Origin of the sequence: Corticicoccus populi, assembly GCF_042686195.1 — a bacterium.
Classification (GTDB): domain Bacteria; phylum Bacillota; class Bacilli; order Staphylococcales; family Salinicoccaceae; genus Corticicoccus; species Corticicoccus populi.
Genome location: NZ_JBHUOQ010000005.1, coordinates 157,505 through 180,972, shown reverse-complemented (window position 1 = coordinate 180,972; position 23,468 = coordinate 157,505). Strand labels below are relative to the sequence as shown.

Annotated in this window: 23 protein-coding genes; 21 read left to right on the top strand and 2 right to left on the bottom strand. The window is 40.8% G+C overall.

The window, feature by feature from the left end; genetic code table 11:
* Positions 1-9 precede the first annotated feature (9 nt).
* Positions 10-1,242: a metal-dependent hydrolase family protein gene (locus tag ACFSX4_RS13535; RefSeq protein ID WP_377775796.1), complete on the top strand. Its 1,233-nt coding sequence runs from the start codon at positions 10-12 to the stop codon at positions 1,240-1,242.
* Positions 1,243-1,277: 35 nt separating this feature from the next.
* On the opposite strand, the gene ACFSX4_RS13530 is transcribed toward ACFSX4_RS13535, so the two are convergent.
* Positions 1,278-2,264 carry an acyltransferase family protein gene (locus ACFSX4_RS13530; protein WP_377775929.1) on the bottom strand — a complete coding sequence of 329 codons (987 nt, stop codon included), beginning with the start codon at positions 2,262-2,264 and terminating at the stop codon, positions 1,278-1,280.
* A gap of 414 nt (positions 2,265-2,678) precedes the next feature.
* Between ACFSX4_RS13530 and ACFSX4_RS13525 the strand changes: the two genes are divergently transcribed.
* The 4 genes from ACFSX4_RS13525 to ACFSX4_RS13510 all read left to right on the top strand — a co-directional run bounded on the left by ACFSX4_RS13525 (position 2,679) and on the right by ACFSX4_RS13510 (position 8,162).
* Positions 2,679-3,899, top strand: a complete 1,221-nt coding sequence (locus ACFSX4_RS13525; RefSeq protein ID WP_377775794.1) for an Nramp family divalent metal transporter — start codon at positions 2,679-2,681, stop codon at positions 3,897-3,899.
* A gap of 92 nt (positions 3,900-3,991) precedes the next feature.
* Positions 3,992-5,269: a M20 family metallo-hydrolase gene (locus ACFSX4_RS13520; protein ID WP_377775792.1), complete on the top strand. Its 1,278-nt coding sequence runs from the start codon at positions 3,992-3,994 to the stop codon at positions 5,267-5,269.
* Between the two features lie 134 nt (positions 5,270-5,403).
* A complete protein-coding gene (locus ACFSX4_RS13515; RefSeq protein WP_377775790.1) occupies positions 5,404-7,074 on the top strand; it encodes a glutathione ABC transporter substrate-binding protein in 1,671 nt (556 codons plus the stop codon).
* 221 nt (positions 7,075-7,295) lie between these two features.
* Entirely contained in the window at positions 7,296-8,162 is an 867-nt protein-coding gene (locus ACFSX4_RS13510) for a YitT family protein (RefSeq protein WP_377775928.1), read from the top strand.
* 24 nt (positions 8,163-8,186) lie between these two features.
* On the opposite strand, the gene ACFSX4_RS13505 is transcribed toward ACFSX4_RS13510, so the two are convergent.
* Positions 8,187-8,597, bottom strand: a complete 411-nt coding sequence (locus ACFSX4_RS13505; RefSeq protein WP_377775788.1) for a GNAT family N-acetyltransferase — start codon at positions 8,595-8,597, stop codon at positions 8,187-8,189.
* Between the two features lie 156 nt (positions 8,598-8,753).
* Here ACFSX4_RS13505 and ACFSX4_RS13500 point away from each other — a divergent pair, with 156 nt between their 5' ends.
* The 16 genes from ACFSX4_RS13500 (at position 8,754) to nagB (ending at position 23,438) form a co-directional block, all read left to right on the top strand.
* Positions 8,754-9,971 (top strand): hypothetical protein, encoded by a 1,218-nt coding sequence (locus ACFSX4_RS13500; RefSeq protein WP_377775786.1) that lies wholly within the window; start codon positions 8,754-8,756, stop codon positions 9,969-9,971.
* A complete protein-coding gene (locus ACFSX4_RS13495) occupies positions 9,972-11,147 on the top strand; it encodes a hypothetical protein (RefSeq protein WP_377775784.1) in 1,176 nt (391 codons plus the stop codon).
* Complete coding sequence (locus tag ACFSX4_RS13490; protein WP_377775782.1) at positions 11,147-12,055, top strand: ABC transporter ATP-binding protein; 909 nt, start codon at positions 11,147-11,149, stop codon at positions 12,053-12,055. The genes ACFSX4_RS13495 and ACFSX4_RS13490 overlap by 1 nt, the downstream gene beginning before the upstream one ends.
* Complete coding sequence (locus tag ACFSX4_RS13485; RefSeq protein ID WP_377775780.1) at positions 12,042-12,785, top strand: hypothetical protein; 744 nt, start codon at positions 12,042-12,044, stop codon at positions 12,783-12,785. The genes ACFSX4_RS13490 and ACFSX4_RS13485 overlap by 14 nt, the downstream gene beginning before the upstream one ends.
* Positions 12,786-12,789: 4 nt before the next feature.
* The gene (locus ACFSX4_RS13480) at positions 12,790-13,230 is read left to right on the top strand and encodes an SRPBCC family protein (RefSeq protein ID WP_377775778.1); all 441 of its coding nucleotides are present in this window, start codon (positions 12,790-12,792) and stop codon (positions 13,228-13,230) included.
* 161 nt (positions 13,231-13,391) lie between these two features.
* The gene (gene pxpB / locus ACFSX4_RS13475; RefSeq protein ID WP_377775776.1) at positions 13,392-14,111 is read left to right on the top strand and encodes a 5-oxoprolinase subunit PxpB; all 720 of its coding nucleotides are present in this window, start codon (positions 13,392-13,394) and stop codon (positions 14,109-14,111) included.
* The gene (locus tag ACFSX4_RS13470) at positions 14,108-15,097 is read left to right on the top strand and encodes a 5-oxoprolinase subunit C family protein (protein ID WP_377775774.1); all 990 of its coding nucleotides are present in this window, start codon (positions 14,108-14,110) and stop codon (positions 15,095-15,097) included. Before pxpB ends, ACFSX4_RS13470 begins: the two co-directional genes overlap by 4 nt.
* A 4-nt stretch (positions 15,098-15,101) precedes the next feature.
* Entirely contained in the window at positions 15,102-15,524 is a 423-nt protein-coding gene (locus ACFSX4_RS13465; protein ID WP_377775772.1) for an acetyl-CoA carboxylase biotin carboxyl carrier protein, read from the top strand.
* Positions 15,525-16,877, top strand: coding sequence for an acetyl-CoA carboxylase biotin carboxylase subunit (accC, locus tag ACFSX4_RS13460; RefSeq protein ID WP_377775927.1), 1,353 nt, complete (start codon positions 15,525-15,527; stop codon positions 16,875-16,877).
* Between the two features lie 12 nt (positions 16,878-16,889).
* Positions 16,890-17,648, top strand: a complete 759-nt coding sequence (locus ACFSX4_RS13455; RefSeq protein WP_377775770.1) for a 5-oxoprolinase subunit PxpA — start codon at positions 16,890-16,892, stop codon at positions 17,646-17,648.
* A 17-nt stretch (positions 17,649-17,665) separates the two neighbouring features.
* Positions 17,666-18,877 (top strand): NRAMP family divalent metal transporter, encoded by a 1,212-nt coding sequence (locus tag ACFSX4_RS13450; protein WP_377775769.1) that lies wholly within the window; start codon positions 17,666-17,668, stop codon positions 18,875-18,877.
* Between the two features lie 10 nt (positions 18,878-18,887).
* Positions 18,888-19,661: a putative hydro-lyase gene (locus ACFSX4_RS13445; protein ID WP_377775768.1), complete on the top strand. Its 774-nt coding sequence runs from the start codon at positions 18,888-18,890 to the stop codon at positions 19,659-19,661.
* Between the two features lie 106 nt (positions 19,662-19,767).
* On the top strand, positions 19,768-21,339 hold the full coding sequence (locus ACFSX4_RS13440) for a glutathione ABC transporter substrate-binding protein (RefSeq protein WP_377775766.1): 1,572 nt from the start codon (positions 19,768-19,770) through the stop codon (positions 21,337-21,339).
* A gap of 161 nt (positions 21,340-21,500) precedes the next feature.
* The gene (locus ACFSX4_RS13435) at positions 21,501-21,944 is read left to right on the top strand and encodes a hypothetical protein (protein WP_377775764.1); all 444 of its coding nucleotides are present in this window, start codon (positions 21,501-21,503) and stop codon (positions 21,942-21,944) included.
* A 157-nt stretch (positions 21,945-22,101) separates the two neighbouring features.
* Positions 22,102-22,698, top strand: coding sequence for a pyroglutamyl-peptidase I (locus ACFSX4_RS13430; RefSeq protein WP_377775762.1), 597 nt, complete (start codon positions 22,102-22,104; stop codon positions 22,696-22,698).
* Positions 22,699-22,724: 26 nt separating this feature from the next.
* Entirely contained in the window at positions 22,725-23,438 is a 714-nt protein-coding gene (gene nagB, locus ACFSX4_RS13425; protein ID WP_377775760.1) for a glucosamine-6-phosphate deaminase, read from the top strand.
* The last annotated feature ends 30 nt before the right edge of the window (positions 23,439-23,468 follow it).

Below are 23,468 nucleotides of genomic sequence, written 5' to 3'. Positions count from 1 at the left end.
GTGTAAAGAATGGCAAAGTTATTGATTAAAAATGTGAATCTTATCGATGGAACAGGTTCTGAAGAAATTGTAAAGACTGATGTTCTGGTGGAGGACGGCAGATTTACTCAGATTAAACCGGACGGTTTAGAGGACGGAGGTACAGAAATCATTGATGCAGAGGGCGGTTACATGCTCCCTGGTATGATTGATGCCCATGTGCATATGATGTTCGAGCTGAAGCCTTTGGAACAGCGTCTTACAACACCGTTTTCTTATAATTTTTATGCAGCTGCACAGTATTTGAAAACCACTTTGAATGCAGGTGTGACTTCAGTCAGAGATGCCCTCGGCAGTGACTTAGGGCTAAAGAAAGCAATTGATGACGGTCTGATCGATGCCCCGAGAATGCAGATTAGTGTCAATGCATTAACGATTACAGGCGGTCATGGTGACGGCTATAATTATTCAGGAGTTAATGTTGATATTCTTCAGCCGCATCCGGGGATGCCGGCAGGAATTTGTGACGGCGTTGAAGAAGTGAGAAAGAAAACACGTGAAATGCTGAGAGCAGGAGCCGATGTGATTAAAGTTCATGCGACAGGCGGAGTATCCAGTCCGACAGACCATCCAAAATTTACACAGTTCTCGCTGGATGAGCTTAAAGTCATTGTAGAAGAAGCACAGTTTAGAAACGGTGTGAAAGTGATGGCACATGCACAGGGACTTGAAGGTATCAGAAACTGTGTGGAAGCGGGCATTCATTCTATTGAGCATGGTATCTTCCTCGACGATGATATTATTGAAAAGATGAAAGAAAAGGGCACTTACTTAGTACCGACACTTCTTGCACCGGTTTCAGTGCTGGAGTTTTCTGAAGAACTTGGTATGGCACAGACATCAATTGATAAATCGAAAGAAGTCCTTGAGATTCATAAAGAAAGTTTTACAAGAGCTTATAAAGCCGGCGTGAAAATAGCAATGGGTACTGATGCAGGTGTATTTAAGCACGGTACGAATCTTCGGGAACTTGAATTAATGGTTGAATGCGGCATGACACCGATGGATGCGATTGTTGCTTCGACAAAAGTTGCAGCAGAATGTATGGGATATGAGGATATCGGCTTAGTCAAGGAAGGCTATACAGCTGATTTCATCTTAACTAAAGAGAATCCGCTTGAAAATATCGGTATTCTTAAACACCATGATGAGATTAAAGTTGTAGCAAAAGATGGTAAAGTATATAAAAATATATTGGATTAAAAAAAGCGGGGCAGTTCAAATGAACTGTCCCGTTTCTATTTAAATAATGCTCTTAATTTCTTTGTGCGGAGTTCAACGAGCGGCTGGGTCAGCGTCAGTATGAATTGACTCGACAATACAATGACGATTAATGCGGACATAATGATGATAAACACAAAATCATACCACTGATTGACTGACAGAATATCGAACTGTCTTAAGAATTGAACGATAAAGCCGTGCAATAGGTAGACGTATAATGTTTTTGCACCAAGCCCTGTTATCCAGCCGAGATTTTGTGTCGGAACAAAAGTGAAGATACTGAATGTCATGAGCGTGGCTGCAATATAAACAGTAAAGCGGATGATGCCGCCTTCGTTATCTGCACCAAGATCACTGTAGGATTGTGAAGCAAGAAGCCATCCCGTATCAATATCCGGCATGAAGTAAACTAAGCCGAAGAACATTGCCATAACAGCAACTGCAGCAATTTTCATAAAGTGTTTTTTAACCACCATGACATGACTGACCGTCAAAAAGTAGCCGGTAAGGAAGAACGGGAAGAACACGAGTGTTCTTGACAGACTCAAAGTCTGACCGATTTCTCCGAAGTAGCCCGCAATAATGCCGACAAGAACAGCGGCACTGATACTAAAGCCCATTGGTATTTTCTTAAAAACAATCAGCAGCATATGCCAGCTGAACAAGCTGACAAGGAACCATAATGACCACTGAGGATCTAAAATACTTGAATCCCAGTCCGGCTTGCCGATACCGAAGTAATAGAACGTATAAACTAGCTGGAATATTAAATAAGGTATTAGAATTTTTTTGAATAAATTCCATACATACTTCATATCTCCAATTCCCTTGGCAAAGAAACCTGCCAAAAATATGAACGCAGGCATATGAAAAATATAAATCCATGTATAGACTGCATTAATTGTATTTGAATCAGCCGCAAACGGCTGAATCATATGACCGAACACTACAAGGAAAATGAGAATGACTTTTGCATTGTCAAAAAAAGCATTCCGTTCGATGATAATCCCCTCCTAAAAATTTACGTATGTATAGGTATGTCTGCATAGGAGACAATTGACGATAAAAATCATTCTACAAAACTATTGATATAAATGCTTGAATATTTGTGCTGTTTTATCGAATTGTAATTGCTGTGTTATACTCGTGTAAAATATTGATATAAAGTAAAGTGAGTGTAATATTTTCGGTGTATATATACTTATACCCATAATTAAAAATGTAATCCGAAACTTATTATATATAGATATTAAAGAAGGGGGATTGAAAAGTTAATGGGTGACAGCAGATGGCACAGTGATTTTAGTCTGTGTTTTTTATAAAACCAAAGATAACTGATAATTCCGATAAAAAATATCTATTAAATAGGTAGGAATTATATTATAATGTATAAAATAATGATTAGGGGTGGGACTATGTCAAGAGTGGTAGATGTTATTAAGGCACTTGGACCGGGGATGGTTATTACTGCGTCATTCATCGGCCCGGGTACAGTTACAGCAATGACGCGTGCAGGGGCAGGATTTGGTTATAGTTTAATCTGGGCTGTATTATTTTCGATCATTGCAACAATTATACTTCAGGAAATGATTATCAGGCTCGCACTTGTGACACGTCAGGGTCTTGGAGAAGCAATTTCAAATTTGTTTGCAGGGGGAATTGGGAAATTTCTGACAGTATGGATTTCAATGGTTGCCGTTGCAGTCGGATGTGCGGCATACATGAGTGGTGATCTTATCGGGACGTCCCTTGGATTAAGCCATTTAACAGGGATACCGACACACTTTATAGCTCCTGTTGTAGGTGTGATCATATTTTTCATCGGTATATTTGGAAATTATAAGCTGATTGAAAAATTATTAATTTTCCTAATGCTGATAATGGGGATTACCTTTATTACCACAATGTTTGTAGTGAGCCCGGACTGGGGAGAGATTTTTGGCGGTGCCTTTGTACCATCGATTCCAGACGGCTCGATTATTACAGTGATTGCATTAATCGGAACAACAGTTGTTCCTTATAATTTCTTTCTGCATGCCAGTGCAGTACATGAACGATTCAATGGGATGAAAGACTTAAACCTGGCACGATGGGATACAGTAATATCGATTACCATTGGAGGAATTATTTCAGCAGCAATCCTGATTTCAGCAGCAGCATTGATATATGGTCAGGAAGTAAACAATGTGGTTCAGCTGGCAGCACCGCTGGAAGTGGTTTTAGGTGAATTCTGGGCACCGATATTTATCAGTATCGGATTATTTGCAGCAGGCTTCTCCTCGGCAGTTGCGTCTCCCCTTGGTGCAGCGGCAACTGTAAGCAGTTTCTTCAAATGGGAAGGCGGAATGAAAAATCGAAAATTCAAAACGATTTTCGGTATTGTTATTTTAATCGGCGTCATTACGTCTGCGATTGGTTTTGAACCGCTTGAGGTTATTTTAATTGCCCAGGCATTGAATGGTATTATTCTTCCGATTATTGCGATTCTTATATTTGTTATTATTAATAAACGCGGCCTGATGGGGAAGCAGGTAAATACATGGAAACTAAATATAATCAGCGGATTTGTTGTAGTAGTAGTATCGTTCCTCGGTGTATACAGCTTGATTGATGCAGTGTCATCGTTTATCAGCTGAACATGAAATATGAGTTAAAAACAGAGGAATTCGAGATTTTAATCTGGTAATTTATTTTGATAAAATGAGAGTAAACTAATGGAGTGATTGATGTGAGCGTCTTTGAAAAGCTCGTTAAAACGTATGATAAATCTTTAAATTATGATGGTGTGGACGGGGAGCGTCTGGCAAACCGTATTGATACATTGTCTAAAATAGGCGCTTCACCCGGCGGCGGAGTGACACGTATCGGATTTTCTGATGAAGAAAAAGAGGCGAAGGCCGAAGTGATTACATGGATGAAAGAGGCCGGACTTACTGTTGAAACAGACGGTGTCGGGAATGTGTTTGCCCGTTTTAAGGGTAAAGATGATCATTCATCCATTGCTTCAGGCTCACATGTAGACAGTGTACCCGAAGGTGGTAACTTTGATGGACCTCTCGGTGTACTGGCAGCGCTTGAAGTAGTTGAAGCGTGGAAAACAGAGGGCTTTATACCTGAAAAATCTTTTGAAGTCGTTATCTTTTCCGATGAGGAAGGTTCAAGATTTAACAGCGGAATATTCGGCAGCCGTTCATATATGGGACTGGTTGACGAGGCATCACAGTCTTTATTAAAAGATAATAACGGCAGGACTTTAGAAGAAGTACTGGACCATTACGGGACATCAATTGATGAATATCGTTCTGTGAAAAAACGGGACTGGGAATTCTTCGCGGAACTCCATATAGAGCAGGGGAAAGTTCTTGAGAAAAATAATCAGCCGGCAGGTGTAGTCAGCGGTATTGCGGGTCCTGCATGGCTTGAAGTAGAATTTAAAGGTGTTGCCGGACATGCCGGTAATACGCCGATGAACGACAGAAAAGATGCCTTAGTCGCAGCGGGTCAATTTGTAAGTGAAATTGAATCGCTCCCGGGAACAGTGAGTGAGACCGCAGTGACGACTGTAGGGAAGCTTGAAGTATATCCGAACGGTGCGAACGTTATACCTGAATCAGTCAAAATGATTGTCGATATACGGGATATTTTTAAAGAAACACGGGATGAAGTTCTGAAGCTCGTGGAAAATAAAGCACAGAACATCAGCGGTCAAAGGGGTATAGAAGTCAGTTTAAGTACGACCACAAAAATCACGCCGGTACCTATTGCTGAAGAATATAGGGCTGAAATTGCCGGTATACTTAAAGAAATGGAAATAGAACCGCTTGAAATTCCGAGTGGTGCAGGTCATGACTCAATGATTATCGGTTCTGAAATTCCTGTTGCCATGATATTTGCACGCAGCGAAAACGGCATCAGTCATAACCCGGAAGAGTGGACGACATTAAATGACTGTGTCACATCGGTACATGTATTAAAAGAATTCATCGAAAAACAAATGACAAAGTAAAGGTGATGCCGCTGTTGCGGCATCATTTTTTTGACAACTTTTAATGACAGATTTTTTAGATTATTAAGAAAACTGGGTTGTTTAGAAGCGGCTATTTATATATAATAGGACAGGTAAAAAAGAGGGGGATTTAAATGAATAAAAAGTTTTACTTATTGTTTTTAGTTCTTGTCATGTCGGCAGTAATTGCTGCATGCAGTGATGACTCGAATGTCGAAGAAATGACAGGTGAGGAGGGTGGCTCTGGAACGGGTGATTTAACCATCGGTATGATGGATGAACTGGTGACACTGGATCTGCACGGTTCCAACGATTCCGCATCGGGGCAGGTCAGAACAAATATTTATGAGTCATTAATTGATTCTGATGTAAATATGGAACTCGGACCGGGACTGGCCGATGAATGGGAACAGACAGAGGATACTGTATGGAACTTTAAACTGCGTGAAGATACATTATTCCACAGCGGGGAAGATTTTACTGCTGAAGATGTCAAAGCAACCTTGGATCGTGTGAGAGATCCTGCAGTGGCTTCAACAGTTGCATTTTTATTTGAGATGATTGAAGATGTTGAAGTTGTCGGGGACTATGAAGTGAATATGCATACGGAGTATCCGTTTGCACCGCTGCCGTCTCATTTGGCACATGGAACTGCCGGTATTATGAGTAAAGAAATTATTGACCGGGATTATCAGACTGCTCTTGATGAAGCTGGTGTTGATATGACAGCGGATGAATATTATGAACTTCGTGAAACAGACGGAGAGGAATATGAAGAGATAGTAGATCAAATATCGGAGTACACGGGTCAGGTCCTTGGGTCTGAAACAGATGGTACAAACCACCTTCAATTAGAGTCACGCAATGCAGGTGACAGTGTTGAATTATCAAAATTTGAAGATTTCAGAGGCGGAGACCGGAACTTTGAAACGGTAACATTCCGGGTAATCCCAGAGTCAGGTGCCCGTCTTGCAGAGCTTGAAAGCGGAGGAATACAGATTGCCACTGACGTTGACTCTTCAAATGCTGAGCGTGTATCAAATGGTGCAGAAACATCGCTTGTTGAGAGAGAATCTGTGAGGATGACATACCTCGGCATGAATACAGAGCATGAACCGTTTGATGATGAAAGAGTAAGACAGGCAATTGCTCATGCTGTAGATACAGAAGCGATTATCTCCGGAGTTTATGACGACATGGGAATACAGGCAAAAGGACCGCTGGCTCCTGATGTATGGGGCTATAATGAGGAACTTGAAGGTACGGAGTATGATATTGACAGAGCGAAAGAACTTTTAAGTGAGACAGATGTTGCGGATGGCTTTGATACAACACTCTGGATTAATGATGATCAGCAGATTGTGGACACAGCAGTGTATATTCAGGAAGCTTTGGCCGAACTCAATATTAATGTTTCGATTGAACAATTTGAATGGGCAGCTTATCTTGAAACACTGGCAGAAGGAAATCATGATATGTATATCTCAGGCTGGACAACAGTGACTGCTGATGCAGATTATGGTCTGTATGCGTTATTCCACCCCGATAGTATCGGAGGCACAGGAAACCGCATGTGGTATGACAATCCTGAGGTTGGAGAATTACTCGATGCAGGACGTACCGCAACAGATGAAGACGCACGGTACGATATTTATACAGAGGTTCAGGAAATTCTAAATGATGAAGCGCCGATAGTACCTATTTTTCATACAAATTTTGCCATTGGTGTCAATGACTCACTGGTAGATGGCGTGGAGGTGGACCCGACAGGTTCTCTTGAAATTGATAATATAGAGTTTAAATAAAGTAAATCACTGTACAGACGATTCTGTGCAGTGATTTTTAAATAATTCAGCCGGTTCTAAATTGTTATTTTAGTATTGTCGTTTATTTTTTGAAAACTTAGGCTTATTCTGATAGTGTTGAAAAATTTCCCTAAAACCCTTATGATATATCTTGAGTCTCAAGACGAGTACAGGAATAATAGAGGAGGGTCAATATGAAAATAAGAAAAAAATTAAGAACGATGAACTTTGATAAGAGAAAACTATCTATAAATCCTAAGGTCACACAACAAACATTGATTAATATCTTAACAATAATTGTGGGGTCTTTTTTATTTGCGATAGGCGTAAATTCGTTTATGATTGCAGGTAATCTTGGTGAAGGAGGATTTATTGGTATTTCCATCATCCTCTATTATGCATTTGATATTTCAACTGCATTGTCCAACTTTATATTAAACTCTCTCATATTGATTGTCGGATTTAAGTTTTTGGGAAAACGGGCAATGTATTATACGATTTTTACAGTTCCAATGACTTCACTGGCATTGTGGCTGACGGAAACATGGCAGGTACAGACAGATGAGATACTGATTAATACAGTCTTCGGAGGTCTATTGATCGGTACTGGTATCGGTCTGATTCTTCGTGTGGGTTCTACAACGGCAGGTACAACGATTCTTGCTAAAATGGCAAATAAATACATGGATGTGAACGTATCTTATGCACTGCTGTTTTTTGATTTAATCGTCATTACAATTGGATTGACTGTCATGTCGCTTGAGCAGGTTCTGCTGACAGTGATTGCGCTCTATGTTGCGACCAAAGTGATGGACTTTATTATCGAAGGTATGAATCCGAAAAAAGCAATTACCATTATTTCAGAACAGCCGGATACGCTCGGCAAGTTGATTAATACCGAGATTAAACGCGGGGTTACCATTATGGACGGCCGCGGATTTTATTCTAAAGAAGATAAAGACATTCTCTATGTCGTTATTAATAAAAATCAGCTGACCCGTTTGAAACGTTTGATTAAGAAACAGGATGAGAACGCATTTGTCGTGGTGCACGATGTAAACAGTGTGCTCGGTAATTATTTTATATAGTGATAAAACCCCGCCCGGGGTTTATCACTTTTTTTTATGGAAAATATACATACCGTCTTCTTTAGAACGGAGCAGGAAGCCTTTATGTTCAAGCCATGTAATCATATAAGTGTTCTGGAAGCGGGATTTGGAAACGAGAAGATATTCCCGCACATCCGGTGTTAAGCTGAAATAAGTCCGGATCAATCTGGATGAGATACCTTGTGACTGGTAGTCATCATGGACCAAAAAATCGGTAATCACCTGAAGGTAGTTCTGATCACCGGATGACCGTATCATCCCGATTAGAGAATCATTGTCCCAGGCAGTGACGCAGTAGTCAGATGATGTAACTGCGTCAAAGCGGTTTTTTAACTCCGCTTCATCCATATTTTCTGTATATAAATACTTTAAATCAGGCAGTTCAGGTACGATGTCATGCTTGAAGTTATACATATGTTTCCCCCCGTATGATATCTTTTTTCTTTATAATAATAAAATATTTCGGTAATTGAAAGAAATAATTGCCAGACTTTTCAAAGTTTTTTATACTGTATATATGATAATTTTTAAATTTTTTGAATTTATTTACAGAAATGAGGGTTAAGGGCGATGTTTTTCACCGTTTTTAAAGAGACAGCAAAGAAAATTGTGAGGAATAAGAAAAACAGACTGATTGTCATTCTGTGTTTACTGGCTGTTTTCTTATACGCGTTGTTTTATCTGCCGTCATATAATCATCCGGCGTCGATAGATACTGAACAGCTGATTTTAGAAACCGAATCAGAATACGGCATGAAGGAGTCGAGGCTCTCACAGGGAGATATTGCGATTAATTCTTTTACAGGTGTCGATACATACAGTCTTGCCAAATGGAATTATGAAGCTTTGTTTGAGTACAGAGATGCTGTTGATAAAGGGGATTTCAACAGATTAATGGAAGTCACTGCTGCATGGGGGCTGCCGGAATTTGCCGCCGGGGAGTTGAATGATTACCTTGATGAGACAATCGGCGGGGATATTCCTTCAAAAGATTATATGCGGAACATATACACACAGCATATAGAAGAGGTTGCTGCACTGGAAGTGCCGACACCTCATATTTTTAATGAAAGAACAGGTATTCAGCAGGTTTACAAATTCTTTTTGAATTACGGACCTTTAATTATTTTATTTGTCACAATATTTGTTGTGAGTGATGTTTTAGTCAGCGACCGGCATCACCGGACGATAAAAGCGGGGCAGCCGATTGGCTGGAGAAGATACGTATTTTATCAGTCGCTTTCAGCGTATATTATTTTATTGGTCGGAATATCCGCCCTTCTGGCAGTATTTTTCATGGTTACGGGTCTCTTATACGGTTTCGGGGACGGATCAATGTCAGTCCCGCGTTATTCTTATGAAGAGGGTTACAGGGGTGAAGCTTTTAATTTTACAATTGTTCCTGTTGTCGATTTTATCGTTCAGTCACTCGTATTCAGTGCGGTATTAATCTATTTCTTTATAAGAGTCAATGCTTTTTTATCGTTAATATTCAGACATGATGTAGTGGTAATGATTATCTCGTTTCTGATGATTGCATTCAACAGAATATACAGCGGTGGTGCTGAAAATATTATTCTCGGGATTCCGTCTCATTATTTTCCTCAAAATTATTTTGAATTTGGAGATGTACTCGGCGGGCGTTTGAATTTCCTGAATCTGAGCGATGCATTTACATTTATGCAGGGGATGATTGTAACCTTTGCAGCGATTGTGGTATTGGAAATCATTTTATGGGCGGTTCAATCAACAGTGACCCGTCAGAAATTTGAAAGAGGGTCGGCGTAGATGGCACTATTCAAGTGGAATGTTTTAAAAATGGTGAGGGACTGGAAAATACGTATTATACTTTTGGCATTACTGGTGTTTCTTGCATCGTATTCAACACTATATCAGGAGCGTTCGATTGAACTGCCGTTAGATGAGCTGCGGGAAGAATATTTAAACACAGAACAGATATTTAAAGCGATACCTTCAGAAGACTTTGAAACAAAAGAAGGACAGGAAATTTATGATAAGCTTGCTGATCAGCAGAGAATTCTCGGCATGCAGCGGTATATATTGAGTGAACAGGAAGGAAACACTGTTGAAGGTTTTGAAAACATTGTCAGTGACTATGTGGATCAGGGGATTGAAATGACAGAGAACCAGCTGTCATTTTATCAGGCGGATGAATTTGAATCGAGAGAGCTGCTGCTTACTTTTATGCCGCCTGAGGAGGAACTTCGTGAAACACTTGGTTTCTTTAACTATCTCAAAGAGAATAATGTAGAGATTGACTGGAATCCGATGTCACCTTCTCTTGTACTGATGAATTTAGTTAATGTGATGGCAGGTGTATTTATTTTTATCATCGCAGCAATATTCGGTGCGGACAGATTCAGCCGTGACCAGATGTTTCACTGGAGTGTGTCACAGGGGCTGCCTTATACAACATCGTATCAATGGCGGCAGAGAACTTTTATCAGCTGGGCACTCATATGGTCAGTCATTATTGTGGGTATTTCATTGTCATACGGGATTAACCGGCTGACAGTCCAAACAGGTTCTCTCGGTTATCCGGTACAGATATACAGTGGGGTAGATGCAGAATTTATCAGTATTCTTGAATATACAGCAGCCATTATTTTACTGACAATGCTGTTAAGTTATGTAGTCATCAAGTTATCAACAGGTCTGAGCTGGGTGTTCAGGAATATATATTTAACGATTACAGTCGTTGTCGCGGTATTTTATATTCCGTATATCTTTACAGTGATACCTGCCGGAGGAAGTTTTAATCCGTTAATCTACCTGCAGATTCTTCCAGTGGTCGACGGTATGTGGTCAGACATTGGCAGCGTGAATATCTGGAAACTGTTTGTCAATATCCTTCTTCTCTATATCATAGTCGAAGTGATATTTCATTTTATATTTAAATTGATTCCGACCCGGACGGGGAAACTTGAGAGGAGGAAACAGTGATGACACTTGAAGTCAAAGATTTAACGATAAGCTATGGCAGAAAAACTGTATTGAAAGATATTAATTTTAAAATCCCGGATAATACAATTATTGGTCTGGTTGCACCGAACGGTACAGGTAAGACAACACTGTTCAATGCCCTGATACGATTTATCCCGCTTGAAAAAGGAGAAGTCATCATTGACGGGGTGAAGTATTCAAATGCATCTAAAGATATTAAAGCGCTCCATAAAAAAGTGACTTTTTTTCCGGATCAGGCTGAATTGTATGATGACTTCAGCGGGTATGAGCACATACAGATGTACAGAGATATCTGGAATAAAAAAGAGCGTGACATCGATGGTATTATTGATCGTTTGAATATGAGTGATTATGTGATGAATAAAGTAAAGACATATTCTCTTGGAATGCGTCAGCGTTTATGTTTTGCCATGATGATTGCAGCAGATACAAAAGTAATGTTTATGGATGAAATTATGAACGGGCTTGATCCTGTAAATGTTGAACTCGTCACGAGTGTACTTCAAGAGATAAAAAAAGACGGGAAAATCATTATTGTTGCGAGTCATCTGCTTGAGAATCTGGATGATTATGCGGATGAAATTTATTTTTTGAATCATAAAGATGTCTATTACACTTATGACCGTAAAAAGGAAGTAGATGAGTATGTTAAAGGATATATTAAGCATGATGATGTAAAGGATATTCTTCCGCTGCCTGAAGGTACAATGTATCTGGCAAACAACCGGGTCTGTATACCGACTAAAGACATGAAAAAAGAGGAAGTATTTCATATCATGCAGAGACTTCGTACTTTGAGCAGTGATTCAGTGAGCTTAGGCCCTCTTGGTACCAATGAACACTATTTGAGGATTTATAAAGGGGAGCAGGCGTATGAAGAAAGTTAGTCTGATACTCATTCTGCTTTTTACTTCCGGCTGCAGTTTTAACGGAATAATGCCGCAGACATATGATGATGAGACGCTGACGGAAAGTGAAGCGGATATCAGTGACTATCAGTCGGCGCATTTAATCAATACAGAGGGCATTGACGAGAGGTATCCGTTTACGTTAAGTGAAGAAGTACTTGGGAAGTCAGGTCTTGAAGGGGAAGGAACTACAATCAGTCCCGGGACATACACGGCCGGTGAGGACATTGAACCGGGTGAGTATTCACTTGAAATTCTGGACATGGACGCAGGCGGTATTACAGTGAATGACAACAGCGGTGTCAGGTTATTGGAGCTTGCGGTAAATTATAATTTAAATCAGGCTGTTGTTGATTTGAAGGAAGGATTTGAAATCGAATTTAAAGCCCGTTCCGGCACATTGACTCTTGAGCCTGCCGGTGACACAGCTGAAGAAAATGAAGTGCTATATCTGCCGGCGGGAATGACTGAAGCAGGGAGTGATATCCCGGAAGGCAGCTACTATTTAGTATCTGGTTTTCTGCCGTTAATGCGTTCAGACGGTCACAGTGAAGTATACGTCAATTACGAGGGAAGATTTGCCGGGCAGGATCAGCTGGACGCTCTACTTGAAGAAAATTCAGTGGAAAAAGATGATATTCAGCTTGTTGAACTGTATGATGGTGATATGATAGTAAGTGAAGAAGAAGTTATTTTAAGGAAAGAGTGAGACGATGGAAATATATAATTATCACAACAAACAGCTGGATGCACCACCTGAAAATGTATTTAAGGTAGTGAATGATGATGCCGCTTTAAAGAATGTTTTCGGTATTATTGAAAATATTGAATATCATTCTGAAAAAAGACGTGAGACAGGCACAAAGTTCAGAACAACTCTAAAAGTGGCAGGTAAGACGTATGCTTTCAGAAGTGAGATTACGGATTATGTTGAAGCCAGAAGAATAGAGGTTAAGTCAAGATTAAAACAAGGTACTGTTGTCACACAGTTTACAGTTGTCCCTGTTGATACAGGGTCTGAAATTACAGTAAAGAGCCATCTTGAGGGCTCTAAAAAGGGTGCCGGCATTATTGTTGGTGCCATGAAACCGATTATTAACCGGGTAATGAAAAAAGAATTAAAGAAACTTGAAGAAGAAATTTTAAATGTTTAATAACAGTAATCTCGTCTTTTTGGAGGCGGGATTATTTTTTATTTTAATGCAGGTATAAATATTCAAAAAAATGTTAGATTATTTAACGTTAATTCGAATAATTCAGAATAATCATGTTAGAATAATACTATACTTAGAGGACGTAAAAGGGGGACGGCAGTATGGAAATTAAACAGTTCAGTGAAAATACAGTTACTGTTTATCTCGGGGATGAAATTGATGAAAAAATTAATAGAAAACTGGTGCAGCTTAAGCACCTGATTGAGGAAAAAGAAATTGACGGTGTCGATGAAATTATTGTGTCATATACAAGCCTGATAGTGAATTTTGATGTTATGAAAACATCTGCTGCGGATCTCGCAGGTATTATTGAAGGGGTTGATGTCGACGCACTGCTTGATGCACCGTTTAAATATAAAGTGATTGAAATACCTGTCTGTTACGGTGGTGATTATGGACCGGATCTTGATCGTTTTGAAGAGACCGGACTATCACCGGATGAAGTGATTGAGCTTCACAGCGGCCGTGAGTATCTGGTATACATGCTTGGGTTTATGCCGGGCTTTCCGTACCTCGGCGGGTTGGATGAAAGATTATACAGGGACCGTCTTGAAAATCCACGAACAAAAGTGCCGAAAGGTGCTGTGGGTATCGGCGGCAGACAGACCGGAATGTATCCTTTTGAATCGCCCGGCGGATGGAATCTGCTTGGCAGAACACCTATTCCGTTATTTGATCCAAAAAGGGAACGTCCGATTTTATATTCGCCCGGCGACCGTATTGTATTTAAACAAATTGATGAAGAAGAATACCGGAAGATTGAGGAAGCAGTTAAGAAGAATGATTACAGTGTTTCGATTTCAAAGGAGGAGGAGTCATGACATTTAAGGTACTTAATCCGGGTCTTTTTTCAACCATTCAGGATCTTGGAAGATATGGCCATCAATCAGAAGGGTTTTCACAGGCAGGATCAGTGGATTATTTGTCGCATTCTCTTGCCAACCAGCTGCTTGGTAATGAAATCAATGCACCGGCATTAGAAATGACATTTCAGGGAGTATCGCTGAAAGTGTTAAAAGATACAGTGATTGCAGCCGCAGGCAGTGATGCAGAGTTAAAAATTAATGATGAATCATATGATTCAGGTTGTGCAGTGCATGTATTTAAAGACGATGAAATATCCATTGGGAAATGTTCAGGCGGTGCCCGTATATATTTAGCGGTATCGGGCGGCTTTAAAGTACAGGAGGTACTCGGAAGCAGTGCAACACATACAAGAAGCGGCATCGGCGGTTTTAAGGGACGGACATTAAAAGCAGGTGACGTACTAAGAACATTAGAAGGTAATGGTGATATCCCGGAAAAAACAGTTAAGAGGGTTGTTGATGAAAGCAGTCATGTCATCAAGGTAATTCCGGGACAGCAGTTTGAACGTTTTACCGAAGAGAGCAGGACCGATTTATTCAATAAGGACTTTGAAGTGACAAAGGACAGTGACCGGATGGGAATGCGTTTAAGCGGGCCTGCTCTTGAATCAACCTCAGGCTATGATGTGTTGAGCGAGCCGACACAGCTCGGCAGTATACAGGTGCCGAAAAACGGGCAGCCGATCATTCTCCTTAATGACAGACAGACTGCAGGAGGATACGCACGAATCGGTACCGTGGCATTGTGTGATATACCGAAAGTTGCACAGCTCGTGCCCGGCAGCAGTATATCATTTGAAGAAATCACTGTAGAAGAGGCAGCAGAAGAATATAAAAAAATCCTTGAGAAGATTGAGACGGGAAAATATTTGGAGCAGTCAAATCAATTCAATCATGTGCGGAGAGTCTCTGCACAGAAAATACTAAATTTAATGGGGTAATGTTATGGATATTAAAACAATAGAGGAAATTGTGAAGTTGTTTAACAAAGAAGGGCTCACAAAGTTGAAAATTCAGGGAGAGGACGGCTCGATTCATATCGAAAAAAATAATACGGTATCATCAGCAAATGAGCCTGCGGCCTCACCTGAGCAGTCCGGCACAGAAAAATCTTCAAATTTACTTGAAATCACTGCAGAACAGGTCGGCACATTCTATACGAATAAGGAAGAGGGCAGTGATGAAACATTCGTCAGTGTGGGTGACACAGTGAGCAAGGGAGATACAGTCGGACTGATTGAGGCGATGAAAGTATTTAATGAAATTACAACAGAACATGAGGGAACGATTGAAGAAATTCTTGTTGAACATGGTGATGTGGTTGAATACGGACAGGTGATTATGACAGTGAAGCCGGAGGAGGGATAGATAATGAAAAAAGTCCTGATCGCAAACAGAGGGGAAATCGCAGTGCGTATTATCCGGACCTTAAAAGAAATGAATATTAAAAGTGTTGCGGTATATTCGACAGCGGATAAAGGGGCGCTTCATACTGCACTCGCAGATGAATCATACTGTATCGGCCCCCCGAAAAGTTCGGAAAGTTATTTGAATATTGACCGTATACTTGCTGCATGTGAAAAAAGCGGTGCTGACGCGGTTCATCCGGGGTATGGTTTTCTCTCTGAAACGCCTGAATTTGCAAAGAGGTGTGAGGAGGCAGGGATTATATTTATCGGCCCGACATCAGAACTGATGCAGAAGATGGGAGATAAGGCAGAGGCGAGAGCGACTATGAAAGAAGCGGGTGTTCCGGTTATTCCGGGCAGTACGGGTGTTGTAGAAAATCTTGATGAAGCTGACAAGGTTGTTGAAGACATTGGATATCCTGTAGTGATTAAAGCGGTATCCGGCGGCGGCGGTAAAGGGATGCGTTTTGTACATGACAAAGAAAATTTTGAAAAGAATTTTAAAGATGCCAAAAAAGAAGCGAAGAATGCTTTTAATGACGACAGGGTGTATATAGAAAAATATATCCCGAAAGCACGTCATATAGAAGTTCAGATTATCGGAGACGGCCGGGGCGGTGCCGTTCATTTATATGAACGCGACTGTTCCATTCAAAGAAATAACCAGAAATTAATTGAAGAAGCACCTGCCCGGATTTTATCGGAAGATTCGAGAGCATTTATTACAGAAACGACACGTAAAGCGGTTGCAGCATTAAACTATCCGGGTGCAGGGACTGTTGAGTACTTATATGTGGAAGAGGAAGATGCATTTTATTTTATAGAAATGAACACAAGGGTGCAGGTCGAGCATACGATTTCCGAAGAAATTACAGGTGTGGATATCGTCCGGGAACAGCTTGAGGTGGCATTTAATCAGAGGCTGACGATTACCCAGGCGGACATTAAGATTAACGGATTTGCGCTTGAATGCAGGATTAATGCTGAAAATTCATCCAACAATTTTATGCCGTCACCGGGGCCCGTAAAACAGCTCCATTTATCACTCGGGAGAAATGTTAGGGTGGATACACATATTTTCACTGGATATAATGTACCGCCGAATTATGATTCAATGATTGCCAAAATTATTGTTCATCATGATTCAAGAGAGGCTGCGATTCAAAAAATGACACAGGTGCTGGATGAGACTGTGATTGCACCATTGAAAACAAATTTAGACTTTCAAAGCTTTTTAATGCGTCATGAGAATTATTTGAACAACAATGTCGATATTAAGTTCCTGGTGAATAATAAAATTATTGATCAGTAGGAGGAATTAATTATGTTAAGTGTGGATTTAAATGCTGATTTAGGAGAAAGCTTCGGTAACTATTCAATAGGAAACGATGAGGAGATTATTCCTTTAATTTCTTCTGCCAATGTTGCATGCGGTTTTCATGCAGGTGATCCGCTTGTAATGCTCGAAACTTTGGAGCGGATTAAAAAAAGTGGTACAACCGGGCTCGGTGCACACCCAGGTTTCCCGGATATGCAGGGATTCGGCCGGAGGTATATGGATTTAACGATGCCGGAAGTGCGTGGGATTATGCTGTATCAGATGAGTGCACTGGATGGTCTTGCCCGAACAGTTGGTCTGACATTAAATCATGTCAAACCCCACGGCGCTTTATATAATGCGACATTCGATAATTATGAACTTGCGGAAACGATTGCTGCAGCTGTAAAAGAGTTTAATCCTGCTCTGAAATTGATGGGGCTGAGCAATCAGAATCTGGTTAAGGCCGGTAAAGCAGCGGGCCTTGAAGTCAGACATGAAGTATTTGCAGACAGAGCATATGAAGATGACGGCACATTGGTATCGAGACGTAAAGAGGGGGCGATGATTACGGATACTAATGAAGCGGTTAAACGTGTAGTCCGCATGGTAAGTGAAGGCAGGGTGGAAAGTATCAATGGTAATGATATCAATATTCAGGCGGACAGTATTTGTGTTCACGGGGATGGGAAAAAAGCTTTGGATTTTGTCAGAGAGATTCGAACAGCGCTTGGTGCAGATCAGATTGACATTATAACAATGTAAGTCAGGGGGTATGTGGTATGGAAAAGAAACAAAAAATTACAGGGCAGCAGAGGAGATTATTATTCGGTGCAGTATTCCTGATGGCAACTTCTGCCATAGGACCGGCATTTCTGACACAGACGACCGTGTTTACGGAGCAGTTTCTGGCAAGTTTTGCGTTTGCAATACTTGTATCTATTATTATTGACATTGGTGCCCAGCTTAATATTTGGAGAGTGCTGACCGTTTCGGGTAAACGCGGCCAGGATGTTGCCAATGAAGTCGTTCCGGGTCTCGGGCATGCGGTTGCTTTTTTAATTGTGCTCGGCGGACTTGCATTTAATATCGGTAATGTTGCAGGTGCGGGACTTGGTTTAAATGCGATGTTCGGCTGGGATGTAAGACTTGGAGCAGCTTTAACCGGTGCGTTTGCAATTTTTGTTTTTCTAGTGAAAAACGGTCGGGCAGTTATGGATATTGTGACACAGGTACTTGGTGTTTTAATGATTGCCATCACTGCCTACGTTATGATTCAGTCGGATCCGCCTTATGGTGAGGCAGCGGCTAAGATGGTGCTTCCGGATGAACCGTGGACGATGTTTGTACCGATTGTGACGATTGTCGGCGGTACTGTCGGCGGTTATATTACATTTGCCGGTGCACACAGATTAATTGAAGCGAAGATGACCGGGGTAGAGAATCTCCGTTTTGTCAGCAGGGCTGCAAATTATGGTATTTTAACAACCGGCATCATGCGTGTCCTGTTGTTCCTTGCAGTGCTCGGTGTTTTGGCACAGGGGGCAGTATTAAGTGAAGAGAATCCGCCTGCATCAGTATTCCAGTTTGCACTCGGTGATATCGGCATGCGTGTGTTCGGGGTTGTGCTGCTTGCGGCAGCACTGTCCTCAGTAATCGGGTCTGCATATACAAGTGCGTCTTTCCTTAGATCAATGCACACAGCATTTGATAAATACAATAATATTGTCATCGTTATATTTATTCTGACTTCAACATTAATATTTACTTTTGTCGGAAGACCGGTCACATTGTTAATCCTGGCTGGTGCATTTAACGGACTGATTCTGCCGGTAACCCTCGGGGCGATTTTACTTGCTGCGCGCCGTAAAAGTGTTGTCGGCGAATACAGGCATCCAACTTGGATGATTGTATTGGGCGTTATTGCAGTCATATTTACCATTTTTGCAGGTGTAATGTCACTCGGCGGTTTAGCTGATTTATGGAATGGATAAGGGGGATTTTATGGAAGCAAAAGAAATCAGAGAGCGGATCCGAATGAAGGTACACACCGGGCCGACTTCCGGAATTTCCGGTGATAAAGTACAGGCTAATCTTGTCGTGCTGCCGAAGAAATATGCATTTGACTTTCTCTTATTTGCTGTACGCAATAAAAAACCAGTGCCGGTGATTGAAGTGATTGAATCCGGGGAATATGTCAGCACACTTGCAGAAGGATCTGATATCAGGACGGATATTCCGAAATACCACGTTTATAAAAATGGTGAATTTTCTGAAGAGACAGATGATGTGTCAGAAATATGGCAGGAAGATTTTGTGACGTTTTTAATCGGGTGCAGTTTTACATTTGAGCAGGCGGTTCTTGATGCGGGTATTCCAATCAAGCACATTGACCAGGGCAGAAATGTAGCCATGTATAAAACAAATATTGAAACAGTACCTGCCGGTATATTCAACGGCAGTACGGTAGTCTCCATGAGACCTTTCCCAAAAGATAAAGTGGAGCAGGTGATTCGTATCACTGAGGAATTTCCTGATATGCACGGCGGACCGGTTCATGCAGGGGCACCGTCTGAAATAGGTATTGATGACATTAGTAAACCTGATTACGGAGAGTTTACAGAATATAATGAGGATGAAGTGCCGGTATTCTGGGCATGCGGTGTCACGCCTCAAAATGTCATTTTAAATGCGAAACCGGAAATAGTTATCACGCATGCACCGGGATATATGTTTATCACAGATTTGAACAATGAGGCATTCCAGAATAAGCAATAGTGAAAGATGTAAACTAATTCCTACCAGATTAATGAGATTTGTTCTTTATTCTGACCTGAAAACTCGGTATAATAATATACGATAAAATTTATGGGAGGAAAAAAGCATGAAAAAATTATATATGCTTTTATTTACATTATTGTTTGTTCTGGCAGCCTGCACAGACGACAGTGATGTTGAAGAGAATGCAGATTCAGGAGAAAGTGGAGATGAAAGTACTGAAGAGATTAATTTCAGTTTACTGGCACTGCCGAGCTCTTTAGACCCGCATGCAGCAAATGACGGATACTCACTCTATGTCATGACAAACATTTATGAGACACTTGTCAAATTGAATCAGGACCTGGAACTTGAACCGGGGCTTGCCGAGTCTTATGAACAACTGGATGATACGACATGGGAATTCAAACTCCGCGAAGGAATTAAATTCCATGATGGTTCAGATTTTAATGCAGAAGTTGTAAAAGCAAATCTTGACCGGGTACGTGATGCAGAAGTTGGTTCACCGCTTGAATTTTTATTTACAGAAATTGCAGAAGTTGAAGTGATTGATGACTATACTGTACACATTACTACGAATGAACCATTTGCCGCACTGCCTTCACATCTGGCACATCCCGGCGGTAACATGATCAGTAAAGAAGTGATTGATGCGGATTATCAGCAGATGGAAGACGGTGGAGACCCGCTGACAGAAGTGAATAGAACACCGGTCGGCACAGGATTCTTCAAATTTGAAGAAATCTCTGAAGGAGACCATATCACATTGGTCAGAAATGATGACTACTGGGGTGAACCTGCAGAACCGTCACAGGTTACATTTAAAGCTGTCCCTGAAGATGGCACAAGAATTGCAGAACTGACTACCGGAGATGCAGATTTAATCTATCCGGTTAACCCGAGTGACGTCGCACAGATTGACAGCACTGACGGCACACATGTAGAACAGAACCAAAGTGCCAATATGACCTATATGGGCTTTAATACAGAGAAAGAACCGTTTAACGACCCTGTAGTCAGACAGGCTGTTGCAATGGCGATTGATAAAAATGCCATCATTGACGAAATGCTTGAAGGAATCCCGAGTGTTGCAGAAACACCGCTTAACCCGACGGTTCACGGCTACAGTGATGAATTAAATCCAATTGAATATAATAAAGAAGAAGCAGCAAGACTTCTTGAAGAAAACGGCTACGGTGACGGCTTCACTGCAGAGATTGTTGTAAATGACAGAACAAATGCAGATATCGCAACTTATATTCAGGAAGAATTAAGTGATTTAAACATTAATATTGAAATTAATCAAATGGAGTCCGCTGCTTATCAGGAGTTTACGGCTGAAGGCCAGCATGATATTTTCATGGGCAGCTGGGGTACTGTAACTCTCGATGCGGACTATGGATTATATCCGATGTTCCACTCTGATAATATCGGAGCGCCGGGGAACAGAACGCGTTTCCATAATGATGAAGTCAACCAGCTTCTGGATGATGCAAGAACTGAGCAGGATGAAAATACACGTATGGAACTGTATAAGGAAGCACAGCAGATTATTATTGATGAAGCACCGCTTGTGCCGATTTATCATTCTGTGTTACTTGCCGGTATCCAGGAAGATTTAAGCGGGTATTATCAGTACCCAAGCAGTTTTCCTTATTTAAAAGATTTACAGAGATAATATTGTGCGGCTGAGTTTACATGACTCAGCCGTTTTTCTTGTCCATTTTTTATATTGATAAGAGATGAAATATTGCAACAATTCTGTATCTTTATGCAGGATAAAGCGTTATACTGAATGTTATAATAAGGAAAATGGAAGTGAAGGGAGATGCAATATTCATGAAGGATGTTATTAGTGCAATATGGATTGAAACTTTTCAAGGAATAGGAGAAGAGGGTTCGAGTCATTTTATTGAAACGAAACCCGACACAGGAACTCTTGGAACGATTAAGCAGCTGAGTGCTGAGCAGGTGTCAAAAAACATTAATGGTTCAAGTATTGCATCGCACATACACCACACGATGTACCATATTGACACCAGCCTGAGTTATCTGGATGATGTGAGGCCGGACGTTGACTGGTCCATCAGCTGGAACATCGGACCGCTGACAGAAAATGAATGGACAGAACTTAAAAATAATATTGACCATTCATACGGAAAAATGTTGAATTATATGGAATCCATGTCCATTGATAACTTTACACTCAGATTTTTCCTGTCCAGCCTGTCACATGCGGCATACCATCTCGGTGCCATCAGACAGATGATTAAAGCTTTATAGAAGCAGATTAAATATGTTGTGCAGTAATACTTTTAATGAATTCCGCTGATGGAGGATTAAATCCTTTTCATTGGCGGATTTTATTATAATCAAAATAATATGGATAAAGCGTTTTATCTATTGTTATCTGATATAGTAATACTGGAGGGTGATATTGATGAAAAAGTTGTTGTTAACAGGTTACGAACCATTTCTTGATTTTAAAACGAATCCAACTGAGTCAGCCGTTAAATATCTGGACGGTCAAACTATTGGTGATTATAAAATAACCGGCAGGGTGTATCCAGTTGTTTTTGATGAAATAAAGTCTCTGATACAAGAGGATATTGATACCATTCAACCGGATGCTGTAATTAATCTTGGTCTTGCCGGCGGTATTCATACGATCGACCTGGACCGTATTGCGATTAACTGCAGAGACGGTAAAAAAGATAACAGCGGATATAAACCGGATGGTGAAAAAATTGAAACTGAAGGTGCGGATGGTATATTTTCCACACTGCCGTTAAAAAAGCTTGAAAAAACACTTTTAGAGTCTGACATTCCTGCAAGAATAACAAATTCGGCGGGCACTTATTTATGTAATAATTTAATGTACAGTACACTTTACTATCTTCAAAATAAAAATATGAATGTCCCGGCAGGTTTTATTCATACACCTGCAAATCATGAAATAGGGAGCGCGCTTCAAAAGCCGAGCTGGTCACAAAAAGACATCAATGATGCCGTTAAGCTCATTATAGAGTCCTTGTAGAAAACATTGCTGGAGGGTAATCCAAAATGGAAATTATTAACGTACATGATTACGATGAAATGAGCAGAAAATGTGCTCAATTTATTGCTGGAAAAATTACATCGTCTGAAAGAATTGTTCTCGGTCTGCCGACCGGCGGCACGCCTTTGAAAATGTATCATTATCTGGCACAGATTATTAATGAAAATAATATAGATATGAGCCATGTCTATACTGTAAATCTGGATGAATATGTCGGGCTTGACGGCTCACATGAAGCGAGCTACCGCCATTATATGCAGACTGCTTTCTTTGATAAAGTAAATATCCCTGATGAAAATACATTTATTCCTAACGGTAAGGCTTCGGATTTAGAGAAAGAAGCGGCAGATTATGACCGGCTGATTGAAGAGCTCGGAGGCATCGATTTAATGATAATGGGAATCGGGCGTAACGGGCATATTGCATTTAATGAGCCGGGGACGCCTTTTGATCAGGGGACTCATGTGATTCAGCTGACCCAAAATACTATTGAAGCGAACGCAAGATTTTTCGAATCCGATGATGAAGTACCAGGATATGCATTGACTATGGGACTGCAAACAATGATGAATGCAAAATCGATTGTCCTTTTGGCGTCAGGCGAAAAGAAAAAAGATGCACTTTTCCGGATGATTGAAGGGGAAGTTACAGAAGATCTTCCCGCATCCATTTTACAAAAACACAGTGATGTTACAGTGATTACGGATACAGAGATATAACGAAAAACACACATGACGGGAGATTTCCCG

Coding starts and splice junctions, on each gene's coding strand:
- ACFSX4_RS13470 (WP_377775774.1), top strand. CDS start 14,108: ATGACATTTAAGGTACTTAATCCGGGTCTTTTTTCAACCATTCAGGAT.
- ACFSX4_RS13455 (WP_377775770.1), top strand. CDS start 16,890: ATGTTAAGTGTGGATTTAAATGCTGATTTAGGAGAAAGCTTCGGTAAC.
- ACFSX4_RS13465 (WP_377775772.1), top strand. CDS start 15,102: ATGGATATTAAAACAATAGAGGAAATTGTGAAGTTGTTTAACAAAGAA.
- ACFSX4_RS13430 (WP_377775762.1), top strand. CDS start 22,102: ATGAAAAAGTTGTTGTTAACAGGTTACGAACCATTTCTTGATTTTAAA.
- ACFSX4_RS13435 (WP_377775764.1), top strand. CDS start 21,501: ATGAAGGATGTTATTAGTGCAATATGGATTGAAACTTTTCAAGGAATA.
- ACFSX4_RS13510 (WP_377775928.1), top strand. CDS start 7,296: ATGAACTTTGATAAGAGAAAACTATCTATAAATCCTAAGGTCACACAA.
- ACFSX4_RS13440 (WP_377775766.1), top strand. CDS start 19,768: ATGAAAAAATTATATATGCTTTTATTTACATTATTGTTTGTTCTGGCA.
- ACFSX4_RS13535 (WP_377775796.1), top strand. CDS start 10: ATGGCAAAGTTATTGATTAAAAATGTGAATCTTATCGATGGAACAGGT.
- ACFSX4_RS13445 (WP_377775768.1), top strand. CDS start 18,888: ATGGAAGCAAAAGAAATCAGAGAGCGGATCCGAATGAAGGTACACACC.
- ACFSX4_RS13495 (WP_377775784.1), top strand. CDS start 9,972: ATGGCACTATTCAAGTGGAATGTTTTAAAAATGGTGAGGGACTGGAAA.
- ACFSX4_RS13525 (WP_377775794.1), top strand. CDS start 2,679: ATGTCAAGAGTGGTAGATGTTATTAAGGCACTTGGACCGGGGATGGTT.
- ACFSX4_RS13500 (WP_377775786.1), top strand. CDS start 8,754: ATGTTTTTCACCGTTTTTAAAGAGACAGCAAAGAAAATTGTGAGGAAT.
- ACFSX4_RS13490 (WP_377775782.1), top strand. CDS start 11,147: ATGACACTTGAAGTCAAAGATTTAACGATAAGCTATGGCAGAAAAACT.
- ACFSX4_RS13450 (WP_377775769.1), top strand. CDS start 17,666: ATGGAAAAGAAACAAAAAATTACAGGGCAGCAGAGGAGATTATTATTC.
- pxpB (WP_377775776.1), top strand. CDS start 13,392: ATGGAAATTAAACAGTTCAGTGAAAATACAGTTACTGTTTATCTCGGG.
- nagB (WP_377775760.1), top strand. CDS start 22,725: ATGGAAATTATTAACGTACATGATTACGATGAAATGAGCAGAAAATGT.
- ACFSX4_RS13480 (WP_377775778.1), top strand. CDS start 12,790: ATGGAAATATATAATTATCACAACAAACAGCTGGATGCACCACCTGAA.
- ACFSX4_RS13515 (WP_377775790.1), top strand. CDS start 5,404: ATGAATAAAAAGTTTTACTTATTGTTTTTAGTTCTTGTCATGTCGGCA.
- ACFSX4_RS13485 (WP_377775780.1), top strand. CDS start 12,042: ATGAAGAAAGTTAGTCTGATACTCATTCTGCTTTTTACTTCCGGCTGC.
- ACFSX4_RS13505 (WP_377775788.1), bottom strand. CDS start 8,597: ATGTATAACTTCAAGCATGACATCGTACCTGAACTGCCTGATTTAAAG.